Source organism: Bradyrhizobium sp. CCBAU 51753 (assembly GCF_015291565.1).
In the GTDB taxonomy this organism is placed as follows: Bacteria; Pseudomonadota; Alphaproteobacteria; order Rhizobiales; family Xanthobacteraceae; genus Bradyrhizobium; species Bradyrhizobium ivorense.
In genome coordinates, this window is the sequence record NZ_CP030037.1 from 7942825 (window position 1) to 7959822 (window position 16998).

The 16998-nt window shown below is 61.8% G+C and carries 17 protein-coding genes and 1 pseudogene; 10 read left to right on the top strand and 8 right to left on the bottom strand.

What is annotated here, in order from left to right; translation table 11 throughout:
• Positions 1–48 precede the first annotated feature (48 nt).
• Positions 49–522, bottom strand: coding sequence for an Hsp20/alpha crystallin family protein (locus XH93_RS36325; RefSeq protein ID WP_194471162.1), 474 nt, complete (start codon positions 520–522; stop codon positions 49–51).
• Between the two features lie 148 nt (positions 523–670).
• On the opposite strand from XH93_RS36325, the gene XH93_RS36330 reads away from it, so the two are divergent.
• From XH93_RS36330 to XH93_RS36340, 3 genes are all read left to right on the top strand, one after another.
• A complete protein-coding gene (locus XH93_RS36330; protein WP_194471163.1) occupies positions 671–1654 on the top strand; it encodes a zinc-dependent alcohol dehydrogenase family protein in 984 nt (327 codons plus the stop codon).
• On the top strand, positions 1651–3213 hold the full coding sequence (locus XH93_RS36335; RefSeq protein WP_194471164.1) for a bifunctional aminoglycoside phosphotransferase/ATP-binding protein: 1563 nt from the start codon (positions 1651–1653) through the stop codon (positions 3211–3213). Before XH93_RS36330 ends, XH93_RS36335 begins: the two co-directional genes overlap by 4 nt.
• Positions 3214–3301: 88 nt before the next feature.
• Complete coding sequence (locus XH93_RS36340) at positions 3302–3565, top strand: hypothetical protein (protein WP_194471165.1); 264 nt, start codon at positions 3302–3304, stop codon at positions 3563–3565.
• Positions 3566–3720: 155 nt separating this feature from the next.
• Here the strand turns inward: XH93_RS36340 and XH93_RS36345 are convergent, their stop codons facing one another.
• The 6 genes from XH93_RS36345 to phbB form a co-directional block, all read right to left on the bottom strand.
• Complete coding sequence (locus XH93_RS36345) at positions 3721–6264, bottom strand: cation-translocating P-type ATPase (protein ID WP_246799388.1); 2544 nt, start codon at positions 6262–6264, stop codon at positions 3721–3723.
• Positions 6261–6428 (bottom strand): hypothetical protein, encoded by a 168-nt coding sequence (locus tag XH93_RS36350; protein ID WP_194471167.1) that lies wholly within the window; start codon positions 6426–6428, stop codon positions 6261–6263. Before XH93_RS36350 ends, XH93_RS36345 begins: the two co-directional genes overlap by 4 nt.
• Positions 6429–6574: 146 nt before the next feature.
• Positions 6575–8389 carry an alpha/beta hydrolase gene (locus tag XH93_RS36355; protein ID WP_194471168.1) on the bottom strand — a complete coding sequence of 605 codons (1815 nt, stop codon included), beginning with the start codon at positions 8387–8389 and terminating at the stop codon, positions 6575–6577.
• Positions 8390–8476: 87 nt separating this feature from the next.
• On the bottom strand, positions 8477–8857 hold the full coding sequence (locus XH93_RS36360; protein ID WP_194471169.1) for a hypothetical protein: 381 nt from the start codon (positions 8855–8857) through the stop codon (positions 8477–8479).
• Positions 8854–9333: a CBS domain-containing protein gene (locus XH93_RS36365; protein ID WP_246799389.1), complete on the bottom strand. Its 480-nt coding sequence runs from the start codon at positions 9331–9333 to the stop codon at positions 8854–8856. The genes XH93_RS36360 and XH93_RS36365 overlap by 4 nt, the downstream gene beginning before the upstream one ends.
• Before the next feature lie 15 nt (positions 9334–9348).
• Positions 9349–10074, bottom strand: a complete 726-nt coding sequence (gene phbB, locus XH93_RS36370) for an acetoacetyl-CoA reductase (RefSeq protein ID WP_194471171.1) — start codon at positions 10072–10074, stop codon at positions 9349–9351.
• A 162-nt stretch (positions 10075–10236) separates the two neighbouring features.
• Here phbB and XH93_RS36375 point away from each other — a divergent pair, with 162 nt between their 5' ends.
• From XH93_RS36375 to hemN, 6 genes and pseudogenes are all read left to right on the top strand, one after another.
• Positions 10237–11073 carry a universal stress protein gene (locus XH93_RS36375; protein ID WP_194471172.1) on the top strand — a complete coding sequence of 279 codons (837 nt, stop codon included), beginning with the start codon at positions 10237–10239 and terminating at the stop codon, positions 11071–11073.
• Positions 11074–11135: 62 nt separating this feature from the next.
• On the top strand, positions 11136–11444 hold the full coding sequence (locus tag XH93_RS36380; RefSeq protein ID WP_246799761.1) for a c-type cytochrome: 309 nt from the start codon (positions 11136–11138) through the stop codon (positions 11442–11444).
• 63 nt (positions 11445–11507) lie between these two features.
• Positions 11508–12230 (top strand): CBS domain-containing protein, encoded by a 723-nt coding sequence (locus tag XH93_RS36385; protein WP_194471173.1) that lies wholly within the window; start codon positions 11508–11510, stop codon positions 12228–12230.
• A gap of 16 nt (positions 12231–12246) precedes the next feature.
• Complete coding sequence (locus XH93_RS36390; RefSeq protein WP_194471174.1) at positions 12247–12414, top strand: hypothetical protein; 168 nt, start codon at positions 12247–12249, stop codon at positions 12412–12414.
• A 192-nt stretch (positions 12415–12606) separates the two neighbouring features.
• Positions 12607–13284 carry a helix-turn-helix domain-containing protein gene (locus tag XH93_RS36395; RefSeq protein WP_194471175.1) on the top strand — a complete coding sequence of 226 codons (678 nt, stop codon included), beginning with the start codon at positions 12607–12609 and terminating at the stop codon, positions 13282–13284.
• Positions 13285–13337: 53 nt separating this feature from the next.
• A pseudogene (hemN, locus tag XH93_RS36400) lies at positions 13338–14698 on the top strand (oxygen-independent coproporphyrinogen III oxidase).
• Between the two features lie 26 nt (positions 14699–14724).
• Here the strand turns inward: hemN and XH93_RS36405 are convergent.
• Entirely contained in the window at positions 14725–15918 is a 1194-nt protein-coding gene (locus XH93_RS36405) for an OpgC domain-containing protein (protein ID WP_194471176.1), read from the bottom strand.
• On the opposite strand from XH93_RS36405, the gene XH93_RS36410 reads away from it, so the two are divergent.
• Entirely contained in the window at positions 15917–16834 is a 918-nt protein-coding gene (locus tag XH93_RS36410; RefSeq protein WP_246799390.1) for a CBS domain-containing protein, read from the top strand. The two genes, XH93_RS36405 and XH93_RS36410, sit on opposite strands and share 2 nt — an antisense overlap.
• Positions 16835–16998 lie beyond the last annotated feature (164 nt).

Consider the following 16998-nt stretch of genomic DNA (forward strand, 5'->3'; position numbering starts at 1 on the left):
TTTGGCGGACGCGCCGCCGCTTGACGAGCGACGCGCCCCACAAGACGGTTACGCCGCCGTCTTGATGTCGATCTGCCTGCTCTGCTTGGGAGCCGGCTTCTTGACGGTGACCTTGAGTACGCCCCTGGCGATTTCGGCGCTGACGTCTTCCGCCTTGACGCCCTCGGGTAATGCAACGGACCGCGAAAACGCGCCGAAGCTGCGCTCGACCAGGTGATAGTCCTTGTTCTGCTCCTCGCGCTCGCTCTTTTTCTCGCCGCGGATCGTGAGCGTGTTGTCGGCAAGGTTGAGCTGAACGTCCTTGGTCTCGAGGCCAGGCAGTTCGGCGCAAATCTCGATGGTCTTGTCGGTCTCGCTGACGTCCATCCGCGGCATCATCGCCGCCAGCGTTGCGAAGGGCGGAAAATTGCGACCGAATCCATCGAACAGCCGGTCGATTTCCTGCTGCAGAAATGTAAATGGATTGGCTTCCCGCGGCGCCACGGCGCGCTGGGTTCCAACGGGAATCATGTCCTTGATCATCGGTGGCTCCTGTTTGAGTCTTGGCCTTTAAGTCTCGGCTCGCGAAGCAAAGCTAATCCGGAACACCCAACCGGCGTTGACTGGGATCAAAACAAGGCCAATGTCACGTGATCAAAGAAAAGGTCACAGACCCTGAGCGAGTTCCGTCATGCATGCCATGATCCTGCCTGCGCGTGGCGCGCGGCTGCAATATGTGGAACGGCCGGACCCGATACCTGGCCCAGGTAAGGTTCGGGTCAAGATCAGCGCCTGCGGCGTCTGCCGCACCGACCTCCATGTCGTCGATGGAGAGCTGCCAAACATCGCCTATCCGATCGTACCCGGGCATGAGGTAGTTGGCCGTATCGACGCAATTGGCGACGGCGTAGATGATGAGCATCTCGGTACGCGCGTGGGCGTTCCCTGGCTCGGGTCGACCTGCGGACAATGTCCGTACTGCCGGGAGGGTAAGGAAAACCTCTGCGACGATCCCCTGTTCACGGGCTATACGCGGGACGGCGGCTTTGCGACCCATCTGGTGGCGGACGCGCGCTACTGCTTTCCGCTCGGCGAGGACCGCGACGATGCCGAGCTTGCACCCCTGCTGTGCGCGGGGCTGATCGGCTGGCGCTCCCTGGTGATGGCTGGCGACGGTCGCAAACTCGGCATCTACGGTTTTGGCGCGGCGGGACATATCGTCGCGCAGGTCGCGCGTTGGCAAGGGCGGGATGTCTACGCTTTCACCCGTTCGGGCGACACCGGGGCCCAGCACCTGGCATTGTCGCTCGGCGCATGCTGGGCCGGAGCCTCCGAGGACCGGCCGCCGGACCAGCTCGACGCCGCAATCATCTATGCGCCCACAGGCCCACTGATCCCGCTTGCCTTGCGCGCCCTGCGCAAGGGCGGACGCGTGGTCTGCGCCGGCATCTACATGTCCGATATTCCGAGCTTTCCTTACGATATCCTCTGGGGAGAACGGCAGATCGTCTCGGTCGCCAACCTGACCCGACAGGATGGCGTCGACTTTGTCAAGATAGCGGCGAGGGTCGGAGTCCAGACACACGTCACCGTCTTCCCCCTTGATCAGGCGAACGAAGCGCTCGCGCGCCTGCGCGGCGGCAAACTCGTCGGCGCGGCCGTTCTAAAACCATGAAGACGCCGGCAGCATCAACCGACGAGGCCTCAGGCGAAGCCGGCCAGGCGGCTGTATTGTCGTTCCTGGCCGGATCTGGCGAACCGAACGCGCCGGCGCAACGGATCGACACCCACTGCTCGATCGTTTTTCTCGGGCCTTCGCGCGTCCTGAAGATCAAGCGGGCGGTCAAGCTCCCCTATCTCGACTTCTCGACGCTGGAGAAGCGGCGACGCGCTTGCGAGGACGAAATTGCGATCAACAGGCGCCACGCCCCCTCGATCTATCGCGGTGTGGTGCCGATCACACGCCGTGGCGATGGCTTCGCGATCGGAGGGACCGGGCAAGTTGTCGAATGGGCCGTCGAAATGGCTCGGTTCGACGAACGAAAGACGCTCGATCACCTAGCTGCGCAAGATGCTTTCGGGCCGGAGCTTGGCGAGAGCCTGGCCGGCGTCTTGCTCAAATCCCATCGGGCAATGAGCGGCAGCGATGGATCGCACTGGCTTGCCTCGCTCCCTCTCATCATCGATCGCAACACCGGGCAATTTCTCGCCGAGCCGGATCTTTCCCGCGAAAGTATCGATAGACTGCACGAGCTGAGCCATCAGTCCCGCGCACGAAACATCGAGCTCCTGCGTTCACGCGCCGCCGCAGGACAAGTACGGCACTGTCACGGTGATGCCCACCTCGGCAATATCGTCCTGCTCGACGACGAGCCCGTTCTGTTCGATGCGATCGAGTTTGATCCGGTCATCGCGACAACCGACGTTCTTTACGACCTCGCATTCCCCGTGATGGACATGCTGTACTTCGGGCGGAAGGCGACAGCCAACCGGCTGTTCAACAGCTACGTCCAGACTGACTGGGACACGCAATCGGATGCGCTGTCCTTGCTTCCGCTGTTTCTGTCGATGCGCGCCGCAATACGTGCCAACGTCCTATTCACCAAGCGGCGGCAACGCCAGCACGACCACACGATCGGCACCCAAGCGAGCCGCTATTTCGAGCTTGCATGTCGGCTCATTGAACCGGAACCGTCTCGCCTGCTCGCAATTGGCGGGAAGTCCGGCACCGGAAAGAGCGTGCTCGCGCGCGACATGGCACATCTGATTGAACCGCGGCCGGGCGCCCTGGTCCTGCGATCGGATGTCATGCGAAAGCAACTCTACCACGCGGCCGAATGCGCGAGATTGCCGCCCGAGACCTACACTTCCGAGGCCTCCGACCGGGTCTATCAAGCCATGCTCGACCGAGCCAGACGCGTCTTGGCTCAGGGGCTCTCCGTTATTCTCGACGCCGCATTCCTGACACAGGCGGAGCGTGGTGCGGCAAGAGCGGTTGCCCGCACAGCCAAGGTTGCATTCACGGGACTATTCCTGACTGCCGATCGCACCATCCGGCTGCAACGCGTAGCCTCGCGCCAACGCGATGCCTCTGATGCGACTGCCGACGTGGTCCTTTTCCAGGACAGTATCGATACCGGAAATATCGATTGGCAGATCGTGGACGCCTCCGGCTCACCTGCGACGACGCTCCAATGCAGCGCGTCCCATCTGCCGGACGCGTCGCTAGATTAGGACGACGGAACATCCCCTAAGGAAACATCCGGAATTGGTGGATCAATTGATGTGTGTCAGCATCCTCCTGCTTAAGCAGGAGGATGCTATGAAACGCGCCTTGGCCTTTCTCTTTGCCGGGAGCGCCGTCACAACGGTGGCGCTCGTTCTGTTCTACAATTGGTTCTTCCCAGACGTCCTGCCGCTTGCCTCCACGGAACCGCAGGTGATCTGGCGATTTGAGGCGGCTTTCGTCGTATCCGCGATTGCCTGGACCGCGGCCTTTGTAGCAGCCGCGTCGGGGCTGTCATTGTTGCTGACGGCCTTCACCACCCCGAACGCCACCGCCTCGAGGCGCCAGAACGCCGGCTGATGTTCCCAAGGCCATCGACTCGCACGTCTTGCCTCAAAGTCTACCGTAACCTCGAAGTCGGTTCATTGGAGCCGACTTTCGACGTTATGGCTGCCGACAGAATGCAATAAGTCTCCGCGCCAAACGGCCGGCGTCGCTTCGACAATCCTCGTTTGCTAATTCCGGAGCTGCATGCCCCACAGCGGTTTGAGCAATTCGAGCACGACGAGCAGCGCCACCCCCGGTCCGAGCGCGATCATCAGATCGTCCGAATGAAGGGGCCCAAACCGAAACAGGCTGGACGCCGGGGGCCAAAGCAGCGCGGTCCCGAGAGCGCCGGCGATTGAAACCAGGATTACCGCCAGCGCCGGGTTCGGCCGGAAGAACGCCGACAGGAATGAAGAACTGAACGATCGGTTGACCAGGACAAGGCCGACAATGGACCCGATGAGCGCGAAGAACGTCAAGGCCCTCACCTCATCTGTAGGCATGCCGACATGAAGTGCAACGACGAACAGGATCGCGACCAGCGCAAAGATCAGAGCGCCTTGAAGAACGCTCCAACCAACCAGCGCCCAAGTAAACAAGGGGCTGTCGGCTTGCCTGGGTGGGCGTGCCATGACGTCGCGCTCCTCGCGCTCGGCCTCGAACACGAGTGAGCATACCGGATCGATGATCAGCTCCAAAAATGCGATGTGAACCGGACCGAGTATCAAAGGTAGTCCGAAAACCAGCGGCAGCAGGGCGAGTCCCGCGACGGGAACGTGGACTGCGAAGATGAAGGCCATCGCTTTTCGCAGGTTGTCGTAGATTCGACGACCCAGGCGGATGGCGGAGATGATCGCACTGAAATCGTCGTCAAGCAGCACGATCGACGATGCCTCACGCGCGACATCCGTTCCGCGTCCGCCCATCGCGATGCCGATGTGAGCCGTTTTCAGGGACGGCGCGTCGTTGACACCGTCGCCGGTCATCGCGACGATCTCGCCGTTCCGCTTCATGGCCTGCACGATGCGGAGCTTCTGCTCCGGCAATACGCGCGCGAATACGTTCACGCGCTTGACGTGCTCCGCAAGCTCCAAGTCGTTCATGAGCTTGATCTGATCCCCCGTGATCACGTCATGGACGTTCAGCCCCGCCTGCTTTGCAATTGCGGTCGCGGTCACCGGATAATCGCCTGTGATCATGGCGACGCGTATTCCCGCTGAACGGCATTCGCGCACCGCACCCGGCACGCCGGAGCGAAGCGGATCGGCGAATCCCACCAGACCGAGGAAGCGGAATGCGAAGGATTCCTGCGAGCAAGGAAGCTGGTTGCCTTCATACACGGCCGCCGCGACCCCGAGCACACGGAGCCCTTGCTCCGCCATCAACCCGACGGCATTTCTCATCGCTTCCTGATCTGCATTGCTCAACCGGCAGAGACCTGCAATCGCTTCAGGCGCTCCTTTAGCTGCAACGATGTGTTCCTCCGCAAGAGATGAGCGCCAGACCTGCGCCATCGCCAGGAGCTCGGGCCGGAGTCCATAGGTGTGCACCAGTTGCGCGTGAGCATCCCGTCCGCTGGTTTCCCTCCGGATGTCGCCCGCAAGGGCATGCAACGCCCGCTCCATTGGATCCAGTGGCTGAGGCGAACTGGCAAGGATGCCATAGTCAAGCACCTCCGAGAATTCGGGTCGTACGCAATCCGGATTCGTAGACTTGGGACGCATGCATGAACCATCGGGCAGGCGCAGTTCTATGACTGACATTTCATTCAGCGTGAGAGTGCCGGTCTTGTCGGTGCATAACACCGTGGCTGAACCCAACGTCTCGATTGCGGCCGCCCGGCGCGTCAGCACGCGGGCCTTCGAAATGCGCCACGCGCCCATCGCCATGAACACGGTGAGTACCACACCAAATTCTTCTGGCAGCATGGACATGCCGATTGCGACGCCGCCGAGCGACGCCTGCAGCCAGTCTCCGCGCAACATCCCGTAAAGCAGCACGGCAACGATGCTGACTGCAGCGCCGCCGAAGAAGCAGAGCCGGACCAGCTTCGCTGTTTGCTGTTGCAGCCGAGGTGGTTCCGCTTGCAGCGTACGTAGCGATACACCGATCTTTCCGATTTCGGTTCGTGACCCGGTGGCCGTGACCCGCGCGGAGCCTTCGCCCCGCACGACAAGCGAACCGGAGTACACGAATGGCTGATCGTCGCCGCCCGGCCGGTGCTCAGCCGCAGCGACTGTCTCGAGCAACTGCTTGCGAACGGGCACCGACTCGCCCGTGAGAAGGGACTCGTCGACCTGCAGGTCGCGGCCGTCGACGAGCACGGCATCGGCGGGAACGCGATCCCCCTCGCCCAGAATGACGAGATCGCCTCGCACAACGTCCCGGCCGGCGATACGTCGGCGTACCCCATCCCGGATCACGAGGGCTCGCGGACTCGTCAGGTCGCGCAAGGCTTCCAGGACGCGTTCGGTTCGTGTCTCCTGCACGATCGTGATCACGATCGACATGGCGCCGAAGCCAAGAAGCAGCAACGCCTCCTGGAGATCACCAAGCAGGAGGTAGATCAGCCCGCCGCACAGAAGGAGCGCGAGCATCGGCTCGCGCAGCACCTCCAGCACGATACGTACGGGCGTGCGCCGCTCAGGACTCGGAAGCTCGTTGTACCCTTCGACCCGAAGGCGGGTTGCAGCTTCGGCTTCGCTCAGTCCTATGAGGTCTGCGGCACTCACGTCTTCCGCCACATGCTCCAGAAGCTTCCGCCCAGCAAAAGTGCCGTAACGAGCAGAATGGCCACGAATGTCTGAATGACGTCAAAGTTCAGGGAATCCCGCGCAACGAATAGCGCGGTGATGGATCCCACGAGGACGAAGAGGATGCGAAGGATGACGCTCATGGCTCTCTCCCAGAGATCAAGCGTTGTTCGAAACTCGCCAAGCAGGGTGCGTAGCTCGATCCTGATGGTTCGGCATTTACTGTAGGGTTTCGCGCCAAGGGAGCAGTTGCGGCAAATCAAACTGCTTGAGTTCCTGTATAGGCGGCTCAATGCTGCAGGACGTACTGCCCTGGCGCATCATCGAGGGGCGGCCCGCCCTGGGCCGCATGAAGCGACGTCTGCGCCGGCACCCAGGCATCCGAATGCGTCGTAAGAAAGCGAACCCACTCCAGCCACCAGGTTCCCTCCCGATGAGCCGCCTTCTGCAGCCACTCGTCGGGACCGACATAGGGCCGATCTACTTCCTTCTCCATCAGTTGATAGCTGTGTCCGTCCTCAGAAGGCGGAGCAACGATGCCGGCGTTGTGGCCGCCGCTCGCAAGCACGAAGGTGACGTCAGCGTCCGCGAGCAGATGGATCTTGTGGACCGAGCGCCACGGTGCGACGTGATCGCGCAACGTGCCGACGACGAACATCGGAGCACGGAGATCCGAAAGCGCGACCGGCTGCCCGTCCGCCAAATAGCGGCCTTCGGCAAGGTCGTTGTCAAGAAACAGCTTGCGGAGATAATCCGAATGCATCCGATACGGCATGCGGGTGGCGTCGGCATTCCACGACATGAGGTCGCTTGGAGGCGCGCGCTCGCCGATGAGATAGTCACGCACCAGGCGTGACCAGATCATGTCGTTTGACCGAAGCAGCTGGAATGCTCCGGCCATCTGTCCCGCCTCAAGCACGCCGTGCTGCCGCATCATGTCCTCGAGGAACGCGACCTGGCTTTCGTTGATGAAAAGCGTCAGCTCGCCCGCCTCGGTAAAATCGACCTGGGCTGCCAACAGCGTCACCGACCTGAGGCAGCCGGGCCGCTCCCTTTGCAATCGGGCCGCCGCAATTGCCAGCAGGGTGCCGCCGAGGCAATAGCCCGCCACATGGATTGCGCGTTGCGGGGCGAGCTGATTGATCACATCGACGGCAGCGTCGACCCCAAGCTTGCGATAGTCCTCGAGACCAAGGTCGCGATCGGCTGGCCCCGGGTTTCGCCAGGAGATCATGAACACCGTGAAGCCGCGCTCGACCAGGAAGCGCACCAGCGACTTCTCGGGCGAGAGATCGAGAATGTAGTACTTCATGATCCACGCCGGCACGATGAGCAGCGGCTCGGGGCAGACATCCGAGGTTGCAGGCGCGTATTGAATGAGCTCGATCAGCTCATTGCGGTAGACGACCTTTCCCTTGGTCACGGCCACATCCTTGCCGACCACGAACGGTCCGGGCGCGCCCGGGTAGCCGCGCAACAGGTCCCGGCAATCATCCAGCCAGTTGTGCCAACCTGATACAAAGTTGCCGCCACCCGAGCGCATGACACGTTGCACCACCTCGGGATTGCTGAACGCGAAGTTGGACGGCGCCATGACATCAAGGCATTGGCGGATCGTGAAATCCACTATTGCCGCATGTTCCCTGGAGACGCCGCACAGGCCGGTCGTCGCCGAATGCCACCATTGCTGCCCCAACAGGAACGCCTGCGCCATGACGTTGAAGGCCGGCAATGTCCACTCCTGGCTGGCAAACCGACTATCGCCCGGTTGAGGCTTGACCATCAACCAAGCCTGCCAGACAGCATGCGGCGTCGACACCATGCGCGCGAAACGCAAACCGTCACCAAGAGCTTTGAGTGCGAGCTCAAGCCGTTTTCCAGGTGATGCCGCGAGGTGGAGCTGCCAATCGGCGAATGCGAGCGCTAGGCTGGCTGGCGAGAGCCCACCGGTCCATCGCGCCATCGCCGCGTGAACCAGATGGTCGATCGATTCGGCGCTCGTCGGTGCCTCGCTCTTGGATGTCGCGGAAGCAGGCGTTCCGGCAACCGACGAATCGTCGTTGGCGGGGGATGCGGGTTGATCGAGAACTGCGTGAACTGTCATCGCTCGCCTTCCTGCTTGAGCCGGATGAACTCCAGCCTTGTCTTGACTTGTGGCCCGTCGGCTTGTTCGAATGCCAAGCGTCGCCACTCAATCGAAACGAAATCGCTTCCGCCCCAACGCCACGATCTCGCGGTCCGTCGGATGATCGCTCGGCTCGACATGCAGATTGAGATCGGGCCTTTCCGCCTTGAGATACTCCATCAGCTCGATCTTCTCCGTGCCCGGCCCGATCACGAGTAGATCGCTGCAATTGCTCACGGCCTCCCCTACCCGGGCGACGAATGTTGCATCGGCCTGCACCCGGCCATTGCCGACGGTATTCGCCTTGTGATGCAGGTGCTGCGAGGGCAAGTGAGCGTGGACGGCTGTCGCGCTGACGCCTGTCAACCCGATGCCGAAGATCTTCGCAATGAGGTGGTCGATCCACACGACCGCGTGTGCATGCGATTGGATGGTTGTCTCGCTCATGTCGTAGCTCCGGTGCTTGCTTTCTCGGTTTCTCTCAATCGGATCGCCAATGCCGCGAGCAGTTCCCGGCGGCTAACGATTCCGACGACGGTTCCGGCGCAGATCACCGGAACCTGGGCAACGTCGTAGATATCCATCTGCGCGACGACATCCTCAAGCGAGGCCTCGGCGCCGACGGTGATCGGAGACGAGCTCATGAGCGTACCGACACGCAGCGTGCGCATCCGTTCGCGCTCAGGCGTGTTCTCCGCGATACCGAGCAGCGATTCCAGCCAGTTTCCGGACGGCGGGCTGATGCCGAGTTCGTCACGGTGAAGGAAGTCGCCCTCCGAAACCACGCCGACGAGATCGCCGGCATCATCGATGACAGGCAAACCGCGCTGATCGGTCTCGAGCAGCAATTGGACGGCATTGAGCACCGTGTCGGTCGGCTTGATCGTCGCGAAGGAACTGCGCATCACGTCGGTTGCGAGCATTGTCATCCCTCCCATTCAGGACATGTGCTGGCCGCCATTGATCGAAAGCGTCGATCCGGTGATGAACCCTGCTTCGTCGGCGGCAAGAAATACGACGGCACGGGCAATCTCTTCCGGCTCGCCCAGTCGCCCGACCGGAATCTGCGGCAAAATGGCGTTCTGCATGACATCGGCTGGCACCGCGGCAAGCATCTCGGTGTTGATGTAACCCGGGCAGATCGCATTGACCGTGATGCCAAAGCGCGCGCTTTCGAGCGCGAGCGCACGGGTGAAGCCGAGCTCGGCGGCCTTCGCCGCGGCATAATTGGTCTGGCCGATCTGGCCCTTCTGCCCGTTGATGGACGAGATGTTGATGATCCGCCCGAACTTGCGCGCCCGCATGCCCTCGACCAGCGGCCGGCACATGTTGAACAGCGAGTCCAGATCAGTCCGGAGCACCGCGTCCCATTGCGGTTTTGTCATACGGTGCAGCGTGGCGTCGCGCACAATGCCGGCATTGTTGACCAGGATATCGATCGGTCCGAGCGCAGCTTCGACCTCGCGCACACCGGCTGCGCAGGCGTCGAAATCCGCGACATCCCACCGAAAGGCGGGAACTCCCGTCTGCTCGTGAAACCGCCGAGCGGCGTCCGCATTTCCGGCGTAGCTGGCGGCCACCCGGTAACCCGCGCCCGCGAGGGTGCGCGAAATCGCTGCACCTATTCCCCTGCTTCCACCCGTAACCAGTGCGACGCGCGACATGTCGGCTCCCTCTAACCTCGGCACGACAATTGCGCGAAATACGTTCAACGGATTGATCTCGCTCAATCACAATCAACTACCGGCCTATGAGGCAGATCAAATTGCGCCGTGCCGTCTCGTGCTTCGATAGCGTGTCTCTTTGGCCATCTTGGAGAACGGTCCATGTTCAAGAACATCCTCGTCCACATTCCGACGGAGCTGTCGCCACGTCCTGCAGTCGATGGGTCGGTCTCGCTCGCGCTCAGCACCGGCGCGCATCTCGACGCAATGGCAATCGGCTACGAGACGGCCGCCGTGCCGTTCGTCGCTGAGGGCGGCGCGGCGGTCGCTTCGCTGTTCGAGGTCGAACATGCACAAGCCCTCGAGCGCGCCGAGGCGGCGCTGCGCGTCTTCGATGTCGAGGCGCGGAATGCCGGAATCTCGTACGCGAACCGCGCCGTAGCGGCGGTTCCGATCGACGCGCGGGAGATTATCTGCGCGAGCGCGCGACTGCATGACCTGACGGTCGTGTCGCAGCCGCTGGGCGAGTACCACAGCTACGACAACGTGATCCCGCGGGAACTTTTGTTCGAGGCCGGCGGTCCCGTCCTGTTCATGCCCTACACGTTCCGCGGTGCATTTTCGGCGAAACGCATCGGGATCTGCTGGGATGGCAGCCGGCTTGCCGCTCGCGCGCTGCACGATGCAATGCCGCTGCTGCGCGCAGCCGATGCGCTCACGGTCATCACCATCGAAGGACCCGATCCAACTCCCGCCGAAAGCTCCACTGACCATCTGGTGCGCTATCTTTCCAAGGTGGGGCTTCCGGCCAAGATCACGTCGTTGCCGGCGTCCCGGTCAGAAATCCAGTCGATTCTGCTGTCGATCGCGGCAGATGAGGGCCTCGACCTCCTGGTGATGGGCGGATATGGCCACTCCCGGCTGCAGGAAACCCTGCTCGGCGGCGTGACGCGCGACATGCTGCGCGCGATGACCGTCCCAGTCCTGATGTCTCACTGAGCGCGAGCCGGACTGTGAAGCATCCAGCCGGGACATTTCAGAGCCATATCGTTCGTGGCTTCGTGGTCATCAGCGCGACCTGCGCCGCGCTGAGCCCAGCCGCTGCAGACCAGGAGCAAGGCCGTCGCCTTGCGCAACTCTACTGCGCCCGCTGCCATTCCATCGACCGGGTGGGGCCGAGCCCGCTGAAAATCGCCCCCCCGTTCCGGATACTGCACGAACGCTATTCGGTCGAGATGCTGCAGGAGGCGCTGGCGGAAGGGATCGTCACCGGCCATCCGACCATGCCCCAGTTCAGCTTCGAGCCGGACCAGGTGGGTGACTTCATGCTGTTCTTGAAATCCCTGGAGCGCGGCCAAACGGGCCATTGAGCCAGGTCAATGTGCAGGACGTCACCGGGCTTATTATTCAATTATCAACACGGAGGGTCCGACATGCGCGCGCATCAGATCATGACCAAACATATCATCGCAGTCAGTCCGCACACGAAGATCCTGGATGCAGCCAACATCATGCTGCGATGTCACCTCAGCGGGCTGCCGGTGATGGACGAAGATGGCACGCTCAGAGGCATGGTGTCCGAGGGAGATTTCCTGCAACGCGCCGAGATCGGTACAGGACACAGGCGTTCGGCCTGGATCGAGCTGTTCACGGGCGTCGGCCGCGCCGCGACCGATTTCGTGCACGAACGCGGCCGCAAGGTCGAGGATGTCATGAGCACGAACTTGATCACCGTGGACGAGCAGACGCCGCTCGATGAGATCGTGCACCTGATGCACAAGCATGGCGTGAAGCGGATGCCCGTCGTGAGCGGCAAGACCATGGTCGGGATCGTCACCCGGGCGGACATCCTGCAGGCAGTTGCCTCGCTGGCGCGCGAAGTGCCTGATCCGACGGCCGATGACACCCACATCCGTGAACGGATCCTGCGGGAAATCAATGCCACCGGCTGGCGCCCGGCCGGCTTCCAGGTCTGGGTACGCAAGGGCGTCGTACATCTGTATGGCTTGATTTTCGATGAGCGAGCACGTCAGGCCACGATCGTGCTCGCCGAGAATACCTCCGGCGTTAGGGGGGTCCACGATCATCTCTGCTTTGTCGACGGTTACTCCGGTTACTACGTGGAATCGCCCGAGGACATCAAGGCGGCCAGCTGATATCGAGGAGTCGAACATGGCAGTGAGTACGCTACTTGTCGTCGGAGCCGTCTGCACCATCTTCGCGATCTTCGCGCTTGTTCTCGCACTGACCGATCGCAGCACGACGCGTTGGCAGCGTCAGGGCCATGACGAGGATCGTGCCAGCACACGAGCCTCGTTTCCTGATAAGCATGTCGCCTGACCCAGCTCCCTCATTCGCGCGTTGCGAGACAGCCGTCTCGCGGCGCGCGGAGGCCGGTCTCGCCTAAGGAATGCCCGGCGCCTACGTATAATTACGTAAGTGGCTTCTACTTAGGGGAAATATCCAAATTTCCCAATCGAGCAGATGCGATCAATCTGCCTCCATCGATCTTCGCATCCATGGAGCGTCGCCATGCAGACCCAGAACGCCATTTCTCTCGAGAACAGCCGTCACCCAACCAGCATCCTCAGCCGGCAAGCGCGCGTCGAAGGGCCTTTCGGCATGATCGGGATGCCGATGCGGTTCGCACGCAACAGCGAGATCTACGGCGAGGACGAGGCCGCGGAATACCTGTACCAGGTCGTCTCCGGCGCGGTCCGAACCTACAAGATCCTGGAAGACGGACGCCGCCAGATCGGTGCTTTCTATCTAGCCGGCGATATCTTCGGCTTCGAAGCCGGCGAGACCCATATCTCCTCGGCCGAGGCCGTCTCCGAGACGCGGGTCATCGTGGTCAAGCGCGCCGCGCTCATGGTCCGCGCGACACATGAAAAGGATCTGGCGCGGCAGCTCTGGGATGCAACGGCCCAGGAATTACGGCGCTTCCAGGAGCATCTGATGCTGCTGATCTGCAGCGCGGAAGATCGCGTCATCGGCTTCCTCCACGACATGGCCCACCGAACCGTCAAGAACGCCGCCATCGAGCTTCCGATGTCGCGGCAGGATATCGCCGACTATCTAGGTCTGACGATCGAGACGGTGTCGCGCACCTTCACCCAGCTCGAGCAGAACGGCGTGATCTCGCTTCCGAGCTCGCGCCGGGTAGAGCTTCGCAACCGCGCGATGTCGAACCGGATCATGGCGGCGTGAGAGCGCGAGCCAGGCTCCGATGATCGGCGGCGAGTGAGAGGCAAGGAAATCCAATGCGGTCGAGCCTGGCAAACACCTATGGGCAGGACAGGCTACCGCGATACACCAGCTACCCCACGGCTCCGCATTTTTCTGCGTCGGTCGGCGAGGCTGATTACCGGACATGGCTCAGGTCGGTTCCAGCTCGGCGGCCGGCCTCGATCTACCTGCATGTGCCGTTTTGCCGATCGATGTGCTGGTACTGCGGGTGCCACACCTCCATCACCAAGCACAACGAACCAATCGCCATTTACGCCGCCGGTCTTCGCACCGAAGTGCACCTCGTTGCGGAAACGGTCGGTGTGCGATTGCCCGTCTCCCATATCCATTTCGGTGGCGGCACCCCGACGATCATGACGCCCGAGACCTTTGCCGATCTCGTCAGCGCGCTGCGCTACTCGTTCTTCGTGCAGCCCGATGCCGAGATCGCGGTCGAGATCGATCCCCGCACCCTGACCGAGCCGATGGCGGAAGCATTGGGCTTCAGCGGCGTCAACCGCGCGAGCCTCGGCGTCCAGAGCTTCGATCCTGCCGTGCAGCACGCCATCAATCGGTCGTAGAGCCTTGAGCAGACCGCGGAAGCGGTCGAGCGGTCGAGCGGCTGCGCGGCGCCGGCGTCGGCCGCATCAACTTCGACCTGCTCTACGGCCTCCCCGCTCAGACTGTCGCTTCCTGCCTTGATACCGTCGAAACATGCGTCGCGCTGCGGCCCGACCGGTTTTCCGTGTTCGGATACGCCCATATTCCCTCCTTCAAGAAGCATCAGTGCATGATCGATGAAGCGTCGCTGCCGGATAGCCTCGAACGGCATCGTCAGTCCGAGGCAATCGCGGAAGCGCTGACCGATGCCGGATACATCCGCATCGGTCTCGACCATTTCGCGCTCTCCGGCGACAATCTGGCCATCGCAAAGCGCGAGGGCCGGCTGCGGCGTAACTTCCAGGGCTATACGGACGATTCTGCCGAGACCCTGATAGGCCTCGGCGCCAGCGCAATCGGCCGCATGCCGCAGGGCTTCGTGCAGAACGCAGTTGCGACGCGCGACTACCTTGCACGCATCGCCGAGGACCGACTTGCCACCGTCAGGGGCTACATGCTGACGGCGGAGGATCGCTTCCGTGCCGACATCATCGAGCGCATCATGTGCGATATGGCCGTCAACCTGCCGCAAATTTGCCACCAGCACCGCTGGGACCAGAGTTCGGCCGTCGTCGATCGGTCACGGCTCGACAGGTTGATCGCGGACGGCGCCGTGACGATGATGGAAGACCACCTCCTGATCAGCGATGACGCGAAATTCCTGGTCCGCAGCGTCGCCTCGGCGTTCGACGCCCACCTTGATCGTGCCGCGGCCCGGCACAGCCGAGTTGTCTAGGTTGCGACGACGGCGGGCCCGCTCCTTTAGAGCAGCTTTGGATGTTGCCTGCTTCGCTTGTTGATCCAGGTCGTGCATGTCGCGAGCAGAACGAGCAAGGCGATCCCAGCTGCGCTTACCACGAACTGCGTCGTGATGCTGTTGGACACTTCGGTGAGATACACGCCCGCCAACAGGGATAGCACGACGCCCGCACAATAAGTTTCAAGCGAACGCTCGCCGCAACGAATTGCGCCCTTCAGGCCGCCCCTAGCAAAAGCCTGCCAATTCGGCGGCACGAACCTCGCCACGACGATGGCGATCGCCAGGAAATGCAAGAGCCGCAGCGGGTCCAGATCTGTCTTGTCGATCGGATAGATCAGGCGCGCAAAGTAGCTCGGGATTGCGGCTGCCAGTGGCTCGATCTCCCAGCTCAATGTGATCACGAGGCTAATACCAAGGTACGCTATCGCGGCTACAACGACGGGCCACGAGACGATGTCTCGCCCGAATATCCGGTAGCCATGTGTTACCCACCATGCCCCAATAACGACCAGGAACTGCCAGGCAAGCGGGTTGAAGTACCACTGATTGACCGGCCACTCCGGCAGGTTCCAGCCGTACAATTGGACCAGTGCATAGATGAACGCGGAGATCAGCAGTGACCCATTCGGAAACTTCAATATTCCCCAGAGGGCAGGCGCAAACGAAAAATGAAACAGCACGAAGGTCGGCAAGACGTCCGTATTCACGGGGCGATACATCAGGATGGCGGCATGGACCAGCGAAGCACCTGGCTCTTGCAGCAGTATCTTCACATTGGCTTCGTCCGCCAGCCGGTCGCTACCCGAGCCGTACGCGACCACGGCAAGCGCCACGGTCAGGATGAGAAACGCTGCATAGATCTGCCAGCATCGCAGCAGCGTATGCGCAATGACCGAGGGCCATCCGTCGAGACGGCGGACATCGCTGTAGTTCAGTGCACAGGTCACGCCGGAGACGAACATGAAAACTTCGGTCGCGTCGCTGAAGCCATAATGGCGCAAGGTCAACCAGCTGAAGACGTTGTTGGGGATGTGATCGAGGAAGACGCACCAGAGCGCAAGACCTCGGCACAGATCCAGCCGGAGATCGCGATCAAAAGGCACGCTGTCGATCTTCCCCGGACCAATTGTCAAGGGCGCGGGGTTTCGGTGAAGATTCCCGCCATTCAGGCGGCCGGCCGAACAATCAGAAAGCATGGACCGCCACCACCTGTCGTCGGCTCGCCAAACTAGCTTGCCTACCCAATATCAAACATTCCAGCGCAACTGCACCACCGTCCGATTGATAAGGATCAACACGGATCGTTTCTTCCAGGAGTTAGCTAAACTTATCGGTTTATGTCGGAGGATTTACGCCGTGCGCGTGCGCGAGATCATGTCGCGGAACGTCATCACAATCGATGCCGACGCGTCCGTCATCGATGCCATCAGGACGATGCTGTCTCATCACATCAGCGGCCTTCCTGTCATTGATCAGGACGGAGCGCTCATCGGGATCCTGTCGGAGGGAGATTTCATCCGGCGTGTGGAAGTTGGAACGGAGAAGCGCCGCGGCCGCTGGCTTGCGATGCTCGCAGGCACGAACCGGGTCGCGCTCGACTTCGCACGCCAACACGGCCGCAAGGTTCGTCAGATCATGTCGCCCAAGCCGATCGCCGTCGAGGAGGACACCCCCCTCGAGCAGGTCGTCCAACTCATGGAATCGCACGGCGTCACGCGATTCCCGGTCATGCGAGACAATGAGCTGGTCGGGATGGTCACACGCACGGACTTCATGACGGCCGTTGCGGCCCTTCGCCTCGACCTACCCATCACTTCCGGTAACGACGACCAGATCCGGGCATCGGTCCTTGCCGCACTGGCGCATGCCCCCTGGCGGCCCGCCGCGCTGCAGTTGAGCGTGCGCGACGGGATCGTCAACCTGCGCGGCAGCGTCCGGAGCGACAATGCGCACAAAGCGGTTATCGTTGCGGTGGAGAACGTTGCCGGCGTGAAGCGTGTCGATGATCAGCTGGTGAAGGTCATCCACCCGCCTCCGGAGGAGGATTATGGCGGCGGAGACTTTGTCTCGCTGCAGGAAGAGACCCCAACGGAAGATGATCAGCCACTATAGGCGTGCGATAGGCGTGGATTCTTGTGCTACTGGCGCGTGCATTGCGTCGAGAAACTGCGTCAACTACGTGTCCAGTTACGAAATTCGTTGTCGGTCAAACGTCAGCACCTCCGTTCTATTGAGGCCGACCTTCAGGCCGCTGCGGTCGGACAAGAGGTCTTACG